We start from the raw sequence: 20,304 nt of genomic DNA on the forward strand, positions 1-20,304 counted from the left end.
GATCTTCTGCAACAAAAACAGCAATCAAACGTGCAGACGCAAAAAAGCCGGGAATTTCCCGGCTGCCGCATCATACACACGTTTTCCGAAAGGATCACCCCGCCCGAGGTTTTAGCCGCCGGGCGGAATGATTCAGGTCAACGTCGTATCAAGGCTTGGACTTTTCCAGGTAACGGAAGAAGTCGCTGCTTGGGTCGAGGACCATGACGTCGGATTTGTTCGCGAAGCTTTCACGGTAGGCACGCAGGCTGCGGTAGAAACCGTAGAACTCCTGGTCCTGACCGTAGGCCTTGGAGTAGATCGCAGCGGCCTGGGCGTCACCGTCACCGCGAATCTCTTCGGATTCACGATAGGCTTCAGCCAGCAGCACGCGGCGTTGACGATCGGCGTCGGCACGGATGCCCTCGGCCAGCTCGTTACCCTTGGCGCGGTGCTCGCGAGCTTCACGCTCACGCTCGGTGCTCATACGTTCGAACACGCTGCGGTTCACTTCTTTCGGCAGATCGATGGCCTTGACCCGGACATCGACCACTTCGATACCCAGCTCCTTTTCCGCCATCTTGTTCAGCGACGCCGTGATGTCGGCCATCAGCGCATCGCGCTCACCGGACACCACCTCGTGCAGGGTGCGCTTACCGAACTGGTCACGCAGGCCCGATTCCAGACGACGGGACAGACGCTCGTCGGCGATCTGCTTGAGGCCGGAAGTCGCGGTGTAGAAGCGCTCGGCATCTTTCACGCGCCACTTGGCGTAGGCATCGACCATCACGGCTTTCTTTTCCAGCGTCAGGAAGCGTTGTGTCGGTGCATCGAGCGTCATCAGACGTGCGTCGAATTTACGCACCTGGTTAACGTAAGGCACTTTCACATGCAGGCCCGGCTGAACATCGGCCTGAACCACGCGACCGAACTGCAGCAGCACCGCACGCTCGGTCTGAGCCACGATGTAGAAGCAGTTCCAGCCAACCAGTACCACAACAACGCCAACGATCAGGGCGATCAGCGATTTATTGCTCATCAGCGGGTCTCCCTTGTACGTGTCTGCGGCAGGTCAGTGACATGCGGCACGACATCCGTGTTGTTGCTGGCGGCGGCGGAACCGGTGACCGGTGCACTGCTGCCCGAACTGTTCTGAATCATCTTGTCCAGCGGCAGGTAAAGCAGGTTGCTCTGGCCGTTCTTGTTGCCGGTCACGAGCACCTTGCTGGTGCTGCTGAAGACTTCCTGCATGGTATCCAGGTACAGACGCTGACGAGTGACCTCGGGTGCCTTGCGGTACTCGGCAACCAGCTTGGTGAAGCGATCAGCCTCACCCTTGGCGCGGGAGACCGTTTCGTCACGGTAACCGTTGGCATCTTCGAGGATGCGCTGGGCCTGACCACGGGCTTCCGGCACCACGCCGTTGGCGTAGGTTTCAGCCTGGTTGCGCGAACGCTGCTCGTCTTCACGGGCGCGGATCACGTCATCGAAGGCTTCCTGCACTTCACGCGGTGCGGCTGCGCTCTGCACGTTGACCTGGGTAACGGTGATACCGGTGCGATAGGTATCGAGGAAACGTTGCAGACGTTCCTTGATCTCGCTGGCCATCAGCTCACGACCTTCGGTCAGCACCTGATCCATCGCGGTGGAACCCACCACATGGCGCAGCGCACTGTCGGTCGCGTGTTGCAGGCTGATTTCCGGCTGGTCGACGTTCAGCACGAAGTCCTGCAGGTTGCTGATCTTGTACTGCACGGTCAGCGGCACTTCGACGATGTTCTCGTCTTCGGTCAGCATCTGGCCCTGCTTGGTGTAGGCACGCTCGCGCGTGACGTTTTCCATGTACTTCTTGTCGATCGGCGGGAAGTAGATGTTCAGGCCCGGGCCGACAGTCTCGTAGTACTTGCCGAAGCGCAGCACCACGGCCTGCTCCTGCTCGTCCACCACGTACACCGCGCTGTACAGCCACACGGCCGCCAGCACGACGAGGCCGATGCCGAGCAGGCCGCCGAAGCCGCCACTCTTGCCCGAACCGCCACCGTCATCACCACCCCGTTTCTTGCCACCACCGAACAACCCGTTCAGGCTTTCCTGCAGCTTTCGGAAGGCCTCGTCGAGATCTGGTGGTCCCTTGCGGTCGCCGTTATTGCGGCGCTTGCCACCCCAAGGATCCTGATTGTTCGAGTTGCCACCCGGCTCATTCCAAGCCATAGCGCTCTCCATCTGATAAAGCAAAGACGCACCCACGGCGCGCCGACCAATGCTACAGAATGCCTGCCGTTGCGGCACAACCGCTTTTTCAGGCTTTTATTGCAAAGTGTGTTGCTCGATGAACTCCGTCGGCACAACGCCTTCACGACTGACCAGTCGATTGAGCTCCGAGCGCGGCAATCGAATGGCCAGCAAGCTGACACCTTCTTCGTCGTATTCTTCTTTCTGTACCGCGCCCAGTTCGAAGAACTGTGCACGCAGACGCGCAAACCGCTGGGGCAGACGCAAGGTTCCGACAAACAAATCACTGCCCAGCAATTCGGCAATGGCTTGCTCAAGCAATTCCAGACCAGTGCCATCACGCGCCGACAACCAGACCCGTTGAGGCTTGCCGTTCTCGTCGCGCTGGATTTGTGGCTCAACGCCTTCAAGCAAATCGAGTTTGTTATAGACCTCGAGGATCGGCAAGTCCTGGGCACCAATCTCGCCCAGCACCACCATCACCTGCTCGATCTGCAACATGCGATCCGGTTCGGCCGCATCGATCACGTGCAACAGCAGGTCGGAATTGCTCGACTCTTCGAGCGTAGACCGAAATGCCTCGACCAGCTTGTGCGGCAAATGACGAATGAAACCCACGGTGTCGGCCAGGACAATCGGCCCGAGGTCGTCCAGTTCCAGACGGCGCAGGGTCGGGTCCAGCGTGGCGAACAGCTGGTCGGCCGCATACACCTCGGACTTCGTCACGTTATTGAACAGCGTGGATTTACCGGCGTTGGTATATCCCACCAGAGACACGGTAGGGATATCCGCACGTGAACGGCCGCGACGCGACTGTTCGCGCTGACTGCGCACTTTTTCCAGCCGGCCCTTGATCTGGCGCAGGCGAACCCGCAGCAGGCGTCGGTCGGTTTCAAGCTGGGTTTCACCCGGGCCGCGCATGCCGATACCGCCACCCTGTCGCTCAAGGTGAGTCCAGCCGCGAACCAGCCGGGTGCTCATGTGGTCAAGCTGGGCCAGCTCTACCTGGAGCTTGCCCTCATGGGTACGGGCGCGTTGGGCGAAAATATCGAGAATCAGACCGGTACGGTCGATCACGCGACACTCGAACACACGTTCGAGGTTACGTTCCTGACTCGGCGTAAGGGTGTGATTGAAGATCACCAGATCGGCTTCTTCGGCGTGTACCAGGTCGCGAAGTTCCTCGACCTTGCCGCTGCCGATCAGGTATTTGGCGGTTGGCCGATGACGCGGCACGTTGAAAAACGCAACGGTCTCGGCGCCTGCCGAATTTGCCAGTTCCTGAAACTCCTGCGGATCTTCGCGCGCCTCAGGGTCCTGTCCATCCAAGTGAACGAGGATGACTCGCTCACCACCACCGTGGCGCTCAAAGAACAAAGGAGACTCCTATCAGGCGTTACCTGGCTCAGCGTCACCTGCTTCGGATTCGGTTGCGCTTGGCAGACGAATTGGACGAACCGGCACGACTGTAGAGATAGCGTGTTTGTAAACCATCTGGCTGACGGTGTTCTTCAGCAGGATAACGAACTGGTCGAACGATTCGATCGTGCCTTGCAGTTTGATACCGTTGACCAGGTAGATGGAAACCCCAACTTTCTCTTTACGTAAAGTATTCAAGTAAGGGTCTTGTAGCGAATGCCCTTTTGACATGTGCCGCACTCCTTTAAGGATTCAATATAAAAAATAGGTAATCAGATGGCTTTTGCCGCCACACCCCCAAGGATAGACGGCAATTGCAAGGACTCAGCTCAATATGGAGATGGTCCCAAGGTATTTCAAGGTGCGTGGCAGATTGTCGCAATCCAGACTGTCGAGCCAGTGCAAATCGTCCCAGCTGCGCAGCCAGGTAAACTGGCGTTTGGCCAATTGGCGCGTGGCGATGATGCCTCGCTCCTGCATTTCGGCCGCCGTCAGCTTGCCATCCAGGTAATCCCAGACTTGGCGGTAGCCTACCGCACGTATAGACGGCAACCCGGCATGCAGGTCACTTCTATTACGCAGGGCTACGACCTCGTCGATGAATCCCTGTTCCAGCATATTTGTGAATCTTTGTTTAATGCGGTCATGCAGTACCTGACGATTTGCCGGAGCAATGGCCAAGTTCGCGACAGTATAGGGCAATTGTTGCCGTCCCGATGCCGCCGCTTCGGTACTTTGTACAGATTGTTTCAGCCGCAGTTCAGTCATGCTCTGACCGCTGACCCGATAAACTTCCAGCGCACGACTCAGGCGTTGCGGATCGTTCGGGTGAATACGCGCCGCCGATTCCGGATCGATCACTGCCAGTTGATCGTGCAGGGCTTGCCAGCCAAGGCGTGCAGCCTCTTCTTCGATCTGTGCGCGAACCTCGGGATCCGCCGCTGGCATGTCTGCCAGACCTTCGACCAAAGCCTTGTAATAGAGCATCGTGCCGCCCACCAGCAGCGGAATTTTTCCGCGTGCGGTGATTTCGGCCATGGCTTGCAGGGCATCGCGGCGGAAATCCGCGGCCGAATAAGCCTCGGCCGGGTCGAGAATGTCGATCAGGCGGTGTGGATACTCGGCCAGCAGCTCTTTCGATGGCTTGGCGGTGCCGATGTCCATGCCGCGATAAACCAGCGCCGAATCGACGCTGATCAACTCACACGGCAGCACCTTGGTCAGCTCGATGGCCAGGTCGGTCTTGCCCGCAGCGGTCGGGCCCATCAGGAAAATCGCTGGAGGAAGCTGGCTCATCAACGACCGCGCAGGAACAGTTTGTCCAGATCGTCCAGGCCCAGTTGGGTCCAGGTCGGTCGGCCATGGTTGCATTGACCGCTGCGCTCGGTGTTTTCCATGTCGCGCAGCAGGCCGTTCATTTCCGGCAAGGCCAGGCGGCGGTTGGCGCGGATCGCGCCGTGGCAGGCCATGGTGCCGAGCAGTTCATTCAGGTGCGCCTGGATCCGGTCGCTGGTGCCGTATTCCATCAAGTCCGACAGCACGTCGCCCACCAGACGGTTGGCCTCGGCCTGCTTGAGCAGGGCAGGAATCTGCCGGATCGCCAGGGTTTCCGGGCCCAGACGCTGCAACTCGAACCCGAGACGCTGGAACCACGCCGCATGCTCTTCGGCGCAATCGGCCTCGCGCTGACTGACCGCCAGCGACTCTGGCACCAGCAACGGCTGGCCGCTCAAACCTTCGCTGGCCATGGCGATCTTCAGGCGCTCATACATGATCCGTTCGTGAGCCGCGTGCATGTCCACCAAAACCAGGCCATGGGCGTTCTCGGACAGAATGTAGATGCCCTTGAGCTGCGCCAGTGCGTAGCCCAGCGGCGGAATGTCTTCCTGACCGGCCGGCAAAGCATTGGCATTTGCCTCGGGCAGCGGCGCGAAAAACTCGCGATACGCGGCCTGAGCCTCGGCAGCCGGGACGGCAGGTTGCGGACGTGGCGTGTATTGATACTGATAGGCGCCGCCAGCGCTCGCGCCCGACGAGGTATTGAACGCCGGTTGCGCTTGCGGTTGCTCCAGCAACGCATTGGCGGCCAGGCGCATTTCACCCTGCGGGCCGAACTCGCCGGCCTCGAGACCGGTTGGTCGCACGATGGCAGTAGTGACAGAGCCGGCAAGCTGATCTTCCGGTCGTACATCGCCCAGCGCACGGTGCAGCGTGCCATAAAGGAAGTCATGCACCATGCGCCCGTCACGGAAGCGCACTTCGTGCTTGGTCGGGTGCACGTTGACGTCGACCGCTGCAGGATCGACCTCGAAAAACAGCGCGAACGTCGGATGCCGACCGTTGAACAGCACATCGCGATAAGCCTGACGCACCGCGTGGGCTACCAGTTTGTCGCGCACCGCGCGGCCATTGACGAAGAAGTACTGCAAGTCCGCCTGACTGCGGTTGAACGTCGGCAGACCGACCCAGCCCCACAGGTGCAGGCCGTTGCGTTCGATCTCGATCGGCAGTGCCTGCTCCAGGAAGCCCGAACCGCAGATCGCCGCCACACGCCGGGCGCGGGCCGCATCATCGTGGGCCTCGTGCAGGCTGAGGATGGTCTTGCCGTTGTGGCGCAAATGGAACGCCACGTCGAAACGCGCCAGCGCCAGACGCTTGATCACTTCCTGCAGGTGATCGAATTCGGTTTTTTCGGTCTTGAGAAATTTGCGCCGTGCCGGGGTGTTGAAGAACAGGTCACGGACTTCCACCGAGGTGCCGACCGGATGGGCCGCCGGCTGAACGCGGGGCGCCATGTCGCGGCCTTCGGTCTCGACCTGCCAGGCCTGATCGGCGTCGCGGGTTCGGGAAGTCAGGGTCAGGCGCGCCACGGAGCTGATCGACGCCAGTGCCTCGCCCCGGAAACCCAGGCTCATCACCTGTTCGAGGTCTTCAAGGTTGCGGATCTTGCTGGTGGCGTGACGGGCCAGCGCTAGCGGCAGGTCATCGGCGGAAATGCCGCTGCCGTCATCGCGCACTCGCAGCAGCTTGACGCCGCCCTGCTCGACATCGACGTCGATGCGTCTGGCGCCGGAGTCGAGGCTGTTTTCCAGCAACTCCTTGATCACCGAGGCCGGGCGCTCAACCACCTCGCCGGCGGCAATCTGGTTCGCCAGCCGAGGGCTGAGCAGTTCGATGCGCGCTGCGTTCAGAACCTGATTCATTCTTTGGACGCCAGTTCGGTGCCCGGAATGGTCAAGTGCTGACCGACCTTCAGCTCATCGCTGCTGAGGTTGTTGGCACTGCGCAGGGTCGCTGCCGACACCTGATAACGCACCGCGATCATGGCCAGAGTTTCGCCGGGGCTGACCCGATGATCACGCGGGCCCTGAGCAATCTTGCCCGAATCACGCAGCCACGCAATGTAAGTGCCCGGTGGCGGGTTCTGCTGGAAGAACTGACGCACGCCGCTGCTGATCGAACGCGCCAGCGCCTGCTGGTGGCTAGAAGCGGAGAGTTTGTTCGCTTCGTTGGCGTTGGAGATAAAGCCGGTTTCCACCAGGATCGACGGGATGTCCGGCGACTTCAACACCATGAACCCGGCCTGCTCCACGCGCTGCTTGTGCAACGGCGTGACCCGGCCGATGTTAGTCAGGACCTTCTGCCCGACGTTGAGGCTGGAGGTCAGCGAGGCGGTCATCGACAGGTCGAGCAGAACGCCGGCGAGCATGCGGTCCTTGTCGTCGAGGCTGACGTTGCCGGCACCGCCGATCAGGTCGGAACGGTTTTCGCTGTCGGCCAGCCAACGGGCGGTCTCCGACGTTGCGCCACGGTCGGACAAGGCAAACACCGAAGCCCCGAAGGCCGCTGCAGATGGCGCGGCGTCGGCGTGGATCGAGACGAACAGGTCGGCGCCCTTTTTGCGGGCGATTTCGGTACGGCCGCGCAGCGGGATGAAGTAGTCACCGGTACGGGTCAGTTCGGCGCGGAAGCCTTTCATGCCGTTGACCTGACGCTGCAATTCTCGGGCGATCTGCAGCACCACGTCTTTCTCGCGCTGACCGCGTGAGCCGGACGCACCCGGGTCTTCGCCACCGTGACCGGCGTCGATCACCACAATAATGTCGCGCTTGCCGGCCGGGGCCGGAGGCAGTTTGATCGCAGGCTCGGCCGGAGTTACCGGAACGGCCGGAACAGTGGCGACCGTCGGTGCCGGAGCCGGTGTTGGCGGCGGCGCGGCATCGGCCGGGTTATCGAACAGGTCGACCACCAGACGGTTGCCATACTGCGCGTTCGGCGCCAGCGAGAAGCTTTTCGGGGTGACGGCTTTCTTCAGGTCGATGACCACCCGCAGGTCGGTCGGCGTGCGCTGGGCCGAGCGCATGGCGGTGATCGGTGTGTTGGCGGTGGAGACTTTCAACGGCGCGCCAAGGGTGGCGCCATTGATGTCGATCACCAGTCGATCCGGTGCCGTAAGGGTGAAGACGCTGTGCTGCACCGGACCGGTCAGGTCGAACACCAGGCGCGTGTTGTCCGGCGCCCGCCACAGGCGCACGCTGTTGACCTTCGTCTCGGCCACAGCGTTGACGGTTACTGCCATCAACATCAGTCCAGCGGCAGCCACCAACGCGCGAAAGCGCATACCTAACCCCATCATTTATTTGGATTCCAACGCCAAAGCGGCACACCAGGCCTCGCCACGCGAGCCCTGGGACAAAATAGTCAGCGAACGCCCGCTGTCTTGCGGGCTAATGGTAATGGTCAGGTCGGGCTTTGGCAAAAAGCCTGCACCTTTATCGGGCCACTCGATCAGGCACAGGGCGTCGTCTTCGAAATAGTCGCGAATGCCGAGAAACTCCAGCTCCTCCGGATCCACCAGGCGGTACAGATCGAAGTGGAAGGCGCGGACGTCACCGATCTCGTAGGGCTCAACCAGGGTGAAGGTCGGGCTCTTTACCGCACCGACATGCCCCAGCCCGCGAATGATGCCCCGCGACAGCGTGGTTTTGCCCATGCCGAGGTTGCCTTCGAGAAAAATCAGACCATGGCCGCCGGTCACCCGGGCGATCCGTGCGCCAAAGTCGCTCATCGCCTGTTCATCGGCCAGGTACAGGGTTACTTCAGACACGGTGCATGCTCCTCCAACAACTGACGAATGGCTGGAATCAGATCACTGGCCGCCAGCCCACGGCCGAATTTACCTTGTTGCGCCCCGGCGTTGGCGTGCAGCCAGACCGCCAGGCACGCCGCGTCGAACGCATTCATGCCCTGAGCCAGCAACGCGCCGACCAGACCGGCCAGCACATCGCCAAGACCCGCAGTGGCCATGGCCGGATGGCCTTGATGACACAACGCCAGACGCCCGTCGGGATGAGCGATCAGACTGCCAGCGCCCTTGAGCACCACTACCGCTGTGTATTTTTTGCTCAACGCCAGCGCCGCCGCCGGCCGATCCGCCTGCACCTCGGCAGTGCTGATCCCCAACAGTCGCGCCGCCTCCCCCGGATGCGGCGTAATCACGCAATCCTTGGGCAGACGGACGAAGCCGGAGGCCAGCAAATTCAATGCATCGGCATCCCATACTTGCGGCAGCGGCGCATTGGCGGCGGCCGACAGCAGCGCCCGGCCCCAACTCGCCTGTCCAAGTCCTGGCCCGACCACCAATACGGACACCTTTTCCAGCAACCCCATCAGTTGATTGGCCGACGAGGTGCCCAACGCCATGGCTTCCGGCACCCGACTCAATGCCGCCGGGACATGTTCCGGTCGGGTCGCCAGCGACACCATCCCCGCCCCGCTACGCAAGGCGCTTTCGGTACTGAGCAGAATCGCTCCGCCAAAACCGTGATCGCCACCGATCAACAGGACATGGCCAAAACGCCCCTTGTGCGCAGCCGGCGCCCGGGCCGGCAGACGCGGCAGATTAGCGGCGTTGAGCCGGCGCGCGGCGGCGGCAATGTCACTGTAAGTTTCGGCCGGCGCTTGCAGATCGTTGAACAGCAGGTTGCCGACGTGATCCGCCGCGTCCCCGGTAAACAGGCCAAGCTTGAGGCCGATGAAGGTCACCGTGAGATCGGCACACACCGCCCGCCCCAGCACATGGCCAGTATCGGCACACAAACCGGAAGGGATATCGACCGCCACCACCGGCAGGCCGCTGGCATTGATGGCTGCGATGGAAGAAGCGTACGGCTCGCGCACTTCGCCGCTCAAACCGGTGCCAAGCAACGCATCGACAAGAATTTCGCGCAGTTCACTGGAAACCGTCCACTCAGCAATCGCAACGCCTTCGGCCACCGCTTCGGCATGCGCCAGGGCCGCATCGCCCTGCAACCGTTGCGGATCGCCGACAGCCAGCACCTGCACCGTCCAACCCGCACGACGGGCCAGCGCAGCCACCAGATAGCCGTCCCCGGCGTTGTTGCCGTGCCCGGCCAATACGGTCAATGCGCTGGCTGAAGGCCATTTGCGCACCAGTGCGCGCCAGGTGGCATGGGCGGCACGCTGCATCAATTCGAAGCCCGGCGTACCGGCGGCAATCAGCCGTGCGTCGAGTGCCCGCACCTGCGCGGCGCGGTACAGCGCGTCGGGTAATTGATCTTTAGTGTGCGGCATGCGTCTTCGGGCTCCGATGTCTGGCAGAATTATACGCACCTCAGCTCCGGTTTCTCTCGCCTCATGTCCGCCATTACCACAGATCTTCCCGCCCTCGCCCAATCCATCAAGGACTGGGGCCGCGAGCTGGGCTTCCAGCAAGTCGGCATCAGCGGTCTGGACCTGGCCGAGCACGAGCAGCACCTGCAACGCTGGCTCGAGGCCGGCTACCACGGCGAAATGGAGTACATGGGCGCCCACGGCAGCAAACGCTCGCACCCCGAGGAGTTGGTCCCGGGCACCTTGCGCGTGGTGTCCCTGCGCATGGACTACCTGCCAGGCGATACGCAAATGGCGCAAATGCTGGCGAAACCGGAAAAAGCCTACATCTCGCGTTATGCCTTGGGCCGCGATTATCACAAGTTGATCCGTAAACGCGTGCAACAACTGGCGGACAAGATTCAATCCGAAATCGGCCCGTTCGGCTTCCGCGCCTTCGTCGACAGCGCCCCGGTGCTGGAAAAAGCCATCGCCGAACAGGCGGGACTGGGCTGGATCGGCAAAAACACACTGGTGCTGAACCGCAAGGCCGGCAGTTATTTCTTTCTCAGCGAACTGTTCGTCGACCTGCCGTTGCCGGTGGATGCACCCCACAGCACCGAACATTGCGGACGCTGCACCGCATGCCTCGACATCTGCCCGACCAACGCCTTCGTCGGCCCGTATGTGCTGGACGCGCGGCGCTGCATTTCCTACCTGACCATCGAACTGAAGAACGCCATCCCCGAGGACCTGCGACCGCTGATCGGCAACCGCGTGTTCGGCTGCGACGATTGCCAGATCTGCTGCCCGTGGAACCGCTTCGCCCGCCCGTCCGGCGAAAGCGATTTCAAGCCACGGCACAATCTGGATAACGCCGAGCTGGCCGAGCTGTTTTTGTGGGATGAAGAAAAGTTCTTGAGCAGCACCGAGGGCTCGCCTCTGCGCCGGGCTGGTTACGAGCGCTGGCTGCGCAATCTGGCGGTCGGGCTGGGGAATGCGCCTTCAACGATTCCGGTGCTGGAAGCATTGAAGGCGCGACGGGATTATCCGTCGGAGCTGGTTCGTGAACATGTGGAGTGGGCACTCAAGCAACACTCGGAACGCGATCTCCAGAATCACGAATAGCCCGACGAATGGGTGTTATCCGCTACCAGGCAGGATCATGACTCCCCACCTGTTTGATGATGACGTGCCGGGTGTCATTGTTGGTCAGGAAAAACACCCGGTCCGCTTGCGAGAGACGGGTATGTGCATGCTCATAACCTGTAAACGGCTTAGCCGGCGCATAGTTGGGATAAGGATCGAATTTACTGCCGGGATAACTCTTGGCAGCGTCATAAGGCGATTTGTTGTTGACCGCAATGTCATCTCTGAACTCCGCGTATTTGGCCCGCGCAACGTTGCCCGGCTTGCCGTTGGGAATGTAATCATGCGCGGCAAAGTCCTCCGTCAATGTCCAGCGTACCGGTGGAGGCGGTGGCTCCTGACCGCTTGCGCCGGATGACTTGGTTTTCTTTCCTCGAGCGTAGTACTCGACGGGTGGTTCGTCGGCAAGCCCCTTGAAGTTCTTGCCCAGCATCCGTCCGCCCCGCGTGATGATTTGCCGGGCTGCCAGCCACCCTGCGCCCGCCGAAGCCACGCCCAATCCAAGGCTTACCCAACCGAGTATTGATGCGGCTTCCGACTCCGGCGCCCACTCATTGACCAGCTCACTGGCAATACCCGTCACCCCCGAGGCGACACCCAGCCCCATGGCAAGCAGCGCCAGAGGGGTAGCCGCTCCAAGGGTCACAATACTCACGGCAACCCCGATGACCCCCAGCGCAATCCCCAGAATCGACTGCCAGGAAAAATGCCCGGTCGGATCGACACGGTTGACCGGATCCCCCAGGCAATACGCATAGGCATTCACCCCTCCTGCCCCGAACGGACTCATGCTGTCGGGTGACATGAAGCGCATCAGGGTCGGGCTGTAGGCCCGATAGCCATTGCCCAGCAAATACAGACCGGTGACGGGATCGAACTGCTCGCCATTGAAACCTGGCAGACTGAATATTCCGCCTTCCGCCTCCCGATGCCCATACGGGCTGTAGGTGATATCGGTAACCCGGCCATTCTGCAGTTGTGTCAGCACGCTTTGTTGCTGATCGGTGCCGAACATCCGTACACCCGCATCAGCTCCGACCTTGAACTGCCCCAGCAACAGGCCTTCGTGGCGCACGACACTGCACGAATCGCTGCCACGCACATCGTTGATGACACGTCCACCGCGATAGTAACGCTGAGTGTCCGCGCTACCCGGCTGCGACAGCGCCATCAACTGGTCAAAGCCGTCGTACTGATAGCCCCGCACCCTCTGCCCTTGCGCATCGCTGACACCTGTCAGACGCCCAAGCGTGTCGTACGTCAGCGTACGACCCTGGTCATCCTTGATCATCCGGCCATTGGCGTCGTATTGCAGAGTGACCGGTTGCGGGTAATCCGCGTGGGAATGACTGATATCCGTGAGCTGGGTGAAATCGACCTTGCTATAGCTGAAAGTCGTCAGATTGACGCCCTGGGGGAAACGGGTTTGCAGCGTGAGGAGGTTGTCCAGCGCATCGAAGGTGAATGTCTGTTCGACGATTTCCTTGCCGTAGGGATCCCGTGGCCGTTGGGTGCCCTCACAGGTGTAATGGCTCAGTCGCCCACGCACGTCATAGGTAAAGCGCTCATCGCGCAGGACTTGAGTGCCGCGTTTCAAGACTTTCTGCGCCAGCTTGCCGGAGGGGGTGTAACTCGAGGTCAGCGTCTGACTTGCCTGACCCTCGACTTCAAACCGGCGGGTCGTTTCACGCCCGATATCGTCGTAGCTCAGATGGGTCTTCATGCGCAGGGCGGTCGATGTATCCCGGGCATCGATCAGCGCCAGCAAGCCTGCGGCGTCATAGGTGTATTCGAACCGCAAGCTGCCCTGGGTGAAAGCGGATTTGCGCCCCCAACTGTCATATTCAGACTTGTGTTCGTTGCCAAGTCCATCGATGAAAGTCAGCGGCCGCCCACCCAGCGACCAAGTGTGGGATGTTGTCTGGCGATGTTCACCGTACACGGTCGTTTCGGACTTCAAGCGTCCGGAAGGATAGTAGACGAAACTATGTTCACGCCCCTGCTCGATGCAGGTTTCAGGCTTGCCATGCAAGGCGTCGTAGGTGAAGCGCGCAAGCAATCCGTCAGCCTTGCGCTCAGCCAGCCTGCTCACTCCCTGCGACCAGGTGAATTCGACTTTTTTACCGTCAGCCCCCATTTGCCATCCGGCCTGGCTGGAGCCCGACACATACCCCGTTGTGGATGTGCGCCCGCCTGCCGTACTTTCAGTCAGGCGATCCAGCCCGTCGAATGCCTGTCGGCCCAACTCCAGCGTGTCGACCTTGATCCTTGTCGGCAATGCTTCGGCGCTGTGATCGGCATATTCTGTCTCGACCGCATGCCCGTCCGGCAATTCGCTGCGAACCAATCGATCAAAGACGTCGTAGTGGTAGAGCGTCCTGTTGCCTTCCTGATCGGTCCGGCTGCGGGTTCTGCCGTAACCGTCATGCTCAAGGACCGACTTGCCCAGGCTCTCCCCCTTCCGGTCGAGCATCTCAATACTTTTCGGCTTGCCGAATGCATTGAAGACCGAGACTGTCTTGCCCATTCCCTCCTGCCAGAGGGTTTCCCGGAGAGCGACCGGATCGAATTCGCGATGCTCTACGCGCCCGTCAGCATGACGCGTCTGTTTCACTTGTCCCCAACTGTCATAGACCCATCGGGTAATGGCCGGACGGGCAATGCCTTCCCACCAGTCTGTGCGGGTCTGCTCCACCAGATGCCCCGCCTTGTCGTGAAGTGCGGAGTACACCGTGCGCATAAGACTTTCTTGCGACGCTCCCTCATCTGTATTGTCGCAATCAAGCTCCTTAATGCCGATCACACGCCCCAAACCGTCATGAGTGACTGTTTGCATACCTCCCGCCGGATCCGTGACGGTCACTGTCGCGGGCGAAGTGCTGCTTGCCTCCTGATAAACCCAGGTCGTCGAAGCAGCATGGGCGGTGTCCGGGGAGAGCGTCTTGCGCACGCATCGACCAATGGCGTCGTACTCATAGTCGATCCGGCCACCGTCCTTGTCGGTCTCCGACAAGGTCAATCCGCTGTATGTCGACAGGACTTGCGTCGTGCTTTGCGAAGTACCATCGAAACCGTGAACAGTGTGGGTCAGATGAAGGCGAGCACCTTCCAGCCGAGAGGAAAACGCCGTTCGGGTGGCGCGACCGCTCCGGGTAATGCGCTGCTCCTGCAATGCACCATGTCGGAGCCGGTCCGCCGGTGTATCGAAATAACTGTGCTCGACCTTTGAACGAAGAACCTCCGTGTCTTCCACCTTTTCGAAAAACTGCTCTTCGATGAGCACGACGCTGGCCAGCGTCGAGCCTTGCAATGCCGGGTGCAAGGCATGGCGAAAACGGGTACAGGTCGAGGCCCCGCCGTCGGGTGCGGCGATGACCGTCCTTTGCTTCTCGAAACGGACAAAGCCGAGCGGATCCACCGGACAGTCCGGCGACTCGACCGCCGGATAGAACTCGGACAGCGTCGTGACCCCGTCGGGCCCCACATGCCTGAGCAGGTTGCCCACCGCATCGAACTCGGTGATCGTCGTCTCCTCCCGTTGCTTTTTGCCGAGACGGTTTTCGAACTTCAGTCTCTGGACCCGGGGCAGACGAAAGTTTGCCGGTTGCTCGTTGAAAGGCTTTCCTGTTGCGAGGTGATACTCGGTGAACTGCGAAGTGACCGCCTCCCCGCACGTCGTCACCTGCGCAACCAGCAAATGGAATTTGTTGTACGTCCGTTTAATGTGACTGTGCACCTTGCCATCGACCACCAGGCGCTCCTCGGACGCATACTGGTAAGTCCAGGGTGCCGAGTAGAGCGGATCACCATCGTCGGATGGCTCCACCGACAAACCATGCCCAAGAAAATTACGGTCCGAAAACGTGTAGGTTCTGCTCGTTTTCGGCTGACCGTGACCCGGATAAATGTCATGGGCCATGACATGAGGCAGCGCCAACGTCGCACCGGCGTCGCTGGCGGGCAGCAGATGTCCTTGCTCCTTGTAGCGAATGATTTCGACGCCCCCCAACGGTGTCACGACCCGCTTCAGGTAACCGACTTCATCGATGTGCAAATATTCGAGATCCCAGCCCCGGCCCTCTGGCAAACCGATCTCCACGACCCGGTCGTTGCTATCGAGCTTCATTGTGAAGTCAGCCGTGGATGCCGTGTCCGGGTTCTGGCTCAACGTAACCAAAGAGCCCTTGCGGGATATTTTCAGCAGCGTCCGCTGGTCATCCCTGACTTCGATCAGCTCCGGGTATTGATTGACCACTTTGTACAGCAGTGTGATGCCTGCGCCGTTGGCCGCGACGATCCGCGTCGGGACTGCAACCGGACTGCCAGCCTGCACCGTCAACTCTTCCCGGTGCCCGTCCTTGTAATGAACATCAAAACGTCCGGCACCGGTTTTCACGACCTTGACGCTTTCCAGCTTCATTTCCCTGAACTGGAGACCCGCGACCGTTTCGACGGCCTTGTAACGCTCACCGCTGAACAGGGTCATCATCTTGCTGCGCGCGTCGTATCGGGTCGTGGCCAGCGACCAGCCCAGCCCGAATCCGGTGTTTCGGGTATCAAGCGGGTTGAACCCCAGGGCGAGTCCGAACGAAGGTCCGTTGAGACCCGCAGATCGAACAGCCCCCAAAGACAAGGAACAGGTATACAAGCCTGTCCGAGGATCAACACCGCCCGTTACAAACTCACCAAAATTGAATGCATTGGAATGCACGGAGCCCGGAGATTTGTTCTCCATATATAAATTCCTTATTCACCACACAATAACCAACCCACTCGATGAACTTCGAAGTTCAAACCGACTGCGTTGAAACCGAACAAAAGAAGCTCGCGACAATCTGCTAAAAAATCGCCGCTCAAACCAGCTTGAATGCGCGTGCGGAAAAATCCGGTTTTATACGAATCCAGTGCGCCGTACCGAACTCATCGAATACTGTCAGTTCAAAAACCTGATCCCGAACCGGCTGACTCTGATAGTCGGGAGAGAGATAGCTCAATAGCGTCAGATTACCCGGCTGCTGATTGACTGGCGTCCCGACATACCCTTTCGGACCGCGAATGGTCGCACTGGCACCATAGACCGGCGCCATGTAGCCGCAATAAGTTCTTCCTCCCGGGTGGGAATCATCAATATTTCCGGAAGCAAAGAACAACGTCGCGTACTCGTCATCCTTTTGTACTTGCGTGCTGGTCCAATCCAGAAGATGAATGGAACGACGGTCAGCATAAAGACCCAGGCTGTATCGATGAATCGCGTCGAAACGATCAATGACGCTTTCACTGACCTTTTCCAGAGAAAAGTGGCTCACTGGATACTTGACCGTCGATATCGCCTCCAACGTCACGCTGCTGTCGCTCCCCAGTTGCCCGTTGCTTCGAAACACTTCATCGCCCAAGGTGATTTCGGCGGCAATTTGCAGTGAGCCCGGCCTGGAGCTGCTGACCCAGAACTCATAGACCTGAACGGGTTCGGCAGGGTCGGTAATGCGGTTATGCGCTGCCGGCACCAGTGGAGTGGCCCGGGCGATGCCGCCCGCCATGTCATGGGCGTAGCGATTTTCCCGGGTCTCGACATTCCAGTCTCCCGAGAGCGGCCGCGCGCCGTTGTAGGAGATCAGGCGAAGGGTCTGCATGGCCGGATGCCCGTGCAGAGACACTTCGTTGGCCTGGGCATCGCCACCCGAAATCAAGACCAGAACCCGTACTTGCATCCGACCGTTGGCGTAAAGTTGCTTATGACGAAGTGTGGGTGCCGAATCAAATTTGACTTCGAGCCTCTGAATACTGACGACTTCTTCAAACATCAATAACTTCCTGTATAAATATTCAATTGACCCCTTTTCAGACAATTCAGGGCACGATCAAATATTAAACACATCACAAAAGTCTATAACAGCAGCAATAGCTGACAACATGTAAGCAGAGCACCCGAAAGCACCAACCTGAAACACAAACTATTAAACCTGCCCTCTGAAATATAAAAACCACAACAAAAAAAGCCCACTCCCTTCAAAGCCAAAAAGACAAAGAGAAAAGTGGGCCATCTATTTTTTTACAACCAGACTCATTGCAAGACAACGGCTGCTCGGTATTTATCAGGTGTCTGACTCGACCCCGCTATCAGAACTGTCGCTTGATTCGGAAGAATCAGCGACATCAAGACCGTCCTCATCCGAGCGAATCTGCACTTTACGATCAAGACTGGCATTTTCCAGATAGTGGGTGATTCGCTCCCTCGCCACCACGCCGAGCGGGTTGTCCCTCAAATCCAGGTAAAGATTCTGCGTGTCCGGAATGTCGAACAACTCTTCGCCGATGATGGAAATGTCGTTCTCTCGCAAATCCACGCGAGTCAGTGCTGGCAACCGCTCCATACCGGACGGAAGCTCGTCGATCGCACAATCACGCAGAAACAACTCTCGCAACCCCCGCATGAATCCCACAGGCGGGGCTATGCCCAAAGGGTTTTCCCTCAAATCCAGCAACGTGAGGGTTTCGATCCGGGACAGGCCCTCGGCACTGTTCTCGGAGAGACGAAGTGAATTTCCGTTCAATATCAGGTGCTGCAAATCCCGCATCCGGAAGATCGCCGGAGAAAACTCCTCCATTCGCACAGACTCCAGAATCAGGTAGCGAACATTGGGAAAACTGTCTAAAAACCGACCCGACGATACTTCTGTATTACGAGCGGTCAGCACCAGCTCTGTCACCCATTCAAAGCGGGCGGACAAGTGTGGCAATTCCCCGGAGAAATCGATGAACGTCGAAAAGCTGTGATCGGCAGAACCCTGGCCCGGCACTGACTCACGTCGCCAGATTGCCAGAAGATCCTGACTGAATTTTTCACGCTTCTGTCGTTGGCTGGCGAGGGCTTCAGCACTCAATCCGGACTCAGCGCCGGGATGAGTTGAACGTGCACTCCCTAACCAGTCCTTCAGTTCTTCACGCAACGCGACAGACTCTTTTTCCAGTCGTACAAGAACGGAGTGCGGATCACTGTGTAAACGGTCTCCGATGAAAGCACTCACTTCGTCGTCCGCAAGCCCGGGATAAAGCGCTCGCACTCGACGCTCGACAGATGCTTGCGAAATCAGCCGGCTTGAGAGTGCCGAGGAAGGTCCCGGCGCGAAGGTTTCAACATCGGCTTCGTCCACACCGGTAATCTTATGCGCCCCGTTGCTGTCTTTCGGGTGCCAGTAACGGCGGTGCTGATCAGGCAACAGTAACGGCCCGGAAGGAACAAGCTCACTTGCCAGCATTGCTCGCCAATCCCCCGTAACGGGGTCCTTGGCAACCTGGACAAAATGCCCGTCGGTCAATTCGATGTACCGGCGCTGCTTGATGATTCTGAATCCCTGAGCATCGGGTGCGGGCAGTTTAGCTGCAGCGCTGATCCAGAAATCGGCCAACACCGGAGGCATCGGTGCGGTTGCAGGCACCCGGGATGCAGATTCGGAAACAATCATGCTGTTCTCGACAACAGGCGAGGGAGGGGCATCCTGCCTGCCTGAATGGCCAGGGTCTGTTGTCGCAGGTGGCAATGCAGCGCGACGTGACACACCTGGCACGTCGACATCCGCTCGCGGCGGTGCTTCATGACTTGGAGTGCGGGAAGCAGGTGGGTTCGGGGAAGGTGCTGGAGCAAAATCCCTTGGTGGTTTTTTGAGCATCAATTCTCATCCTTGAGCGATATTGAGTCAGCCCCTTTACGGTAAGGAACTGACGGACAATAGTGTCCCTGCCGAAATACCGGCAGGGATCATCGATATGGCAGCTTACTGACTTATTCTTTTACAGCGAGCTTATATATCTATTGCCCTGACGCAGATTTACCCCCGCTCAAGAATGAACAAACCTTGCGTAGCGTCGGTTCGAATGGCCAGTTTGTGTTCAGACCCGTATTGATCAATCGCGGAAAAATGAAACGCCTCATCCACCGTATACTTGGCGTAGCTGTACGTGTACTCGGAAATGGCTTGCACAATAGTCAATTCACCGTGACGGTCGCTGACCCGTACAGGATATTCCTTACTCATCTCAGAAGAGACACTGGCTGGGCCTGAAAATACGGCGTCTAAAAAGTTGTTGTCATTGACAGGCAACTTTACAGTCACATCAGCCTGATCCGGACTTGCCAGAATACCGATCAGATAATTGGTCGCAGGGGCACCCAGCCAGTTACCGTGAGCAAAAACCAAATTGCCTGTACCCCGCGAAGCCACCCAGTCCACCAGTTTTATTTGCTGCCCCTGATGATTGAGTCCGAGGTAGTAATTGGAGATCCGGTTACCTGGTTCTTCATTCCCGCGCCTTACGCTTTTCAAGTGAAACTGCTCAAGCGAGTAGCTGATCGGCAATTGCGCATCCAGCGTGATACTGCTGTCCTGACGATCGATCAGACCAGTACCGTTGCTTTGAATAACGGTTCCGTTGAGTAAAACACGCGCTGCGATCTGTGTGGTACCAACCCCCGCCGATGAAACCCAGAAGGTGCGCACGTGAGGATGGGCATGGTATTGCGACTCATCGTCCGATGCGTCCATCAAATCTGTAGAGACAGGAGCCTCCAGTGTATATCGTCCCTGTTCGGCACTGGCTTTCCAGCCGTCCCGCAATGTTCTCCCGGTATTGTAATGAATAAGTTCTACTGTATTCAGTACATCAGCCGGTACAGAAATATGTTGACCGCCCTCATCGAAACCGGAGACCAGCACCTGCACTTTAACTTGCATACGCCCGTTGCCAAACAACACCTTGCTTCGCGTTGCGCCCCCTGAATCGAACTTCACCTTCAATTCAATACTTTCCAGAGAAGCCGAATTGATCGAGCGCTCTGCAGACAGCTCATTAAACTCACTCATTCTTTCACTCCTGTGACTGACATCAGTTCCGATGCACCCGCACTTTATTGGGCGG

The 20,304-nt window shown here is 59.0% G+C and carries 14 protein-coding genes; 1 reads left to right on the forward strand and 13 read right to left on the reverse strand.

What is annotated here, in order from left to right:
- Positions 1 to 148: 148 nt before the first annotated feature.
- The 9 genes from hflC to DXT77_RS24015 form a co-directional block, all read right to left on the reverse strand.
- A complete protein-coding gene (gene hflC, locus DXT77_RS23975; RefSeq protein WP_027611416.1) occupies positions 149 to 1,018 on the reverse strand; it encodes a protease modulator HflC in 870 nt (289 codons plus the stop codon).
- A complete protein-coding gene (gene hflK, locus DXT77_RS23980) occupies positions 1,018 to 2,190 on the reverse strand; it encodes an FtsH protease activity modulator HflK (RefSeq protein ID WP_085711157.1) in 1,173 nt (390 codons plus the stop codon). The genes hflC and hflK overlap by 1 nt, the downstream gene beginning before the upstream one ends.
- Positions 2,191 to 2,286: 96 nt before the next feature.
- A complete protein-coding gene (hflX, locus tag DXT77_RS23985) occupies positions 2,287 to 3,588 on the reverse strand; it encodes a ribosome rescue GTPase HflX (RefSeq protein ID WP_064379099.1) in 1,302 nt (433 codons plus the stop codon).
- A gap of 12 nt (positions 3,589 to 3,600) precedes the next feature.
- Complete coding sequence (gene hfq / locus DXT77_RS23990; RefSeq protein WP_007902656.1) at positions 3,601 to 3,861, reverse strand: RNA chaperone Hfq; 261 nt, start codon at positions 3,859 to 3,861, stop codon at positions 3,601 to 3,603.
- Positions 3,862 to 3,954: 93 nt separating this feature from the next.
- Positions 3,955 to 4,926: a tRNA (adenosine(37)-N6)-dimethylallyltransferase MiaA gene (miaA, locus tag DXT77_RS23995; RefSeq protein ID WP_119429447.1), complete on the reverse strand. Its 972-nt coding sequence runs from the start codon at positions 4,924 to 4,926 to the stop codon at positions 3,955 to 3,957.
- The gene (gene mutL, locus DXT77_RS24000; protein WP_119429448.1) at positions 4,926 to 6,833 is read right to left on the reverse strand and encodes a DNA mismatch repair endonuclease MutL; all 1,908 of its coding nucleotides are present in this window, start codon (positions 6,831 to 6,833) and stop codon (positions 4,926 to 4,928) included. The genes miaA and mutL overlap by 1 nt, the downstream gene beginning before the upstream one ends.
- Positions 6,830 to 8,215, reverse strand: coding sequence for an N-acetylmuramoyl-L-alanine amidase (locus tag DXT77_RS24005; protein WP_371320912.1), 1,386 nt, complete (start codon positions 8,213 to 8,215; stop codon positions 6,830 to 6,832). Before DXT77_RS24005 ends, mutL begins: the two co-directional genes overlap by 4 nt.
- A gap of 51 nt (positions 8,216 to 8,266) precedes the next feature.
- Positions 8,267 to 8,737, reverse strand: a complete 471-nt coding sequence (gene tsaE / locus DXT77_RS24010) for a tRNA (adenosine(37)-N6)-threonylcarbamoyltransferase complex ATPase subunit type 1 TsaE (protein ID WP_119429449.1) — start codon at positions 8,735 to 8,737, stop codon at positions 8,267 to 8,269.
- On the reverse strand, positions 8,725 to 10,224 hold the full coding sequence (locus DXT77_RS24015) for an NAD(P)H-hydrate dehydratase (protein WP_119429450.1): 1,500 nt from the start codon (positions 10,222 to 10,224) through the stop codon (positions 8,725 to 8,727). Before DXT77_RS24015 ends, tsaE begins: the two co-directional genes overlap by 13 nt.
- A gap of 63 nt (positions 10,225 to 10,287) precedes the next feature.
- On the opposite strand from DXT77_RS24015, the gene queG reads away from it, so the two are divergent.
- On the forward strand, positions 10,288 to 11,370 hold the full coding sequence (queG, locus tag DXT77_RS24020) for a tRNA epoxyqueuosine(34) reductase QueG (protein WP_119429451.1): 1,083 nt from the start codon (positions 10,288 to 10,290) through the stop codon (positions 11,368 to 11,370).
- 22 nt (positions 11,371 to 11,392) lie between these two features.
- Here queG and DXT77_RS24025 read toward each other — a convergent pair whose 3' ends face one another.
- From DXT77_RS24025 to DXT77_RS24040, 4 genes are all read right to left on the reverse strand, one after another.
- Positions 11,393 to 16,126, reverse strand: coding sequence for an RHS repeat domain-containing protein (locus DXT77_RS24025; protein WP_178083489.1), 4,734 nt, complete (start codon positions 16,124 to 16,126; stop codon positions 11,393 to 11,395).
- A 118-nt stretch (positions 16,127 to 16,244) separates the two neighbouring features.
- Entirely contained in the window at positions 16,245 to 17,192 is a 948-nt protein-coding gene (locus tag DXT77_RS24030; RefSeq protein ID WP_119429453.1) for a hypothetical protein, read from the reverse strand.
- 291 nt (positions 17,193 to 17,483) lie between these two features.
- Complete coding sequence (locus tag DXT77_RS24035) at positions 17,484 to 18,854, reverse strand: leucine-rich repeat domain-containing protein (protein WP_119429454.1); 1,371 nt, start codon at positions 18,852 to 18,854, stop codon at positions 17,484 to 17,486.
- Positions 18,855 to 19,217: 363 nt separating this feature from the next.
- Positions 19,218 to 20,249 carry a hypothetical protein gene (locus tag DXT77_RS24040; RefSeq protein WP_119429455.1) on the reverse strand — a complete coding sequence of 344 codons (1,032 nt, stop codon included), beginning with the start codon at positions 20,247 to 20,249 and terminating at the stop codon, positions 19,218 to 19,220.
- Between the last annotated feature and the right edge of the window lie 55 nt (positions 20,250 to 20,304).

The sequence above is a fragment of the Pseudomonas sp. 91RF genome, assembly GCF_003576265.1.
In the GTDB taxonomy this organism is placed as follows: Bacteria; Pseudomonadota; Gammaproteobacteria; order Pseudomonadales; family Pseudomonadaceae; genus Aquipseudomonas; species Aquipseudomonas kribbensis.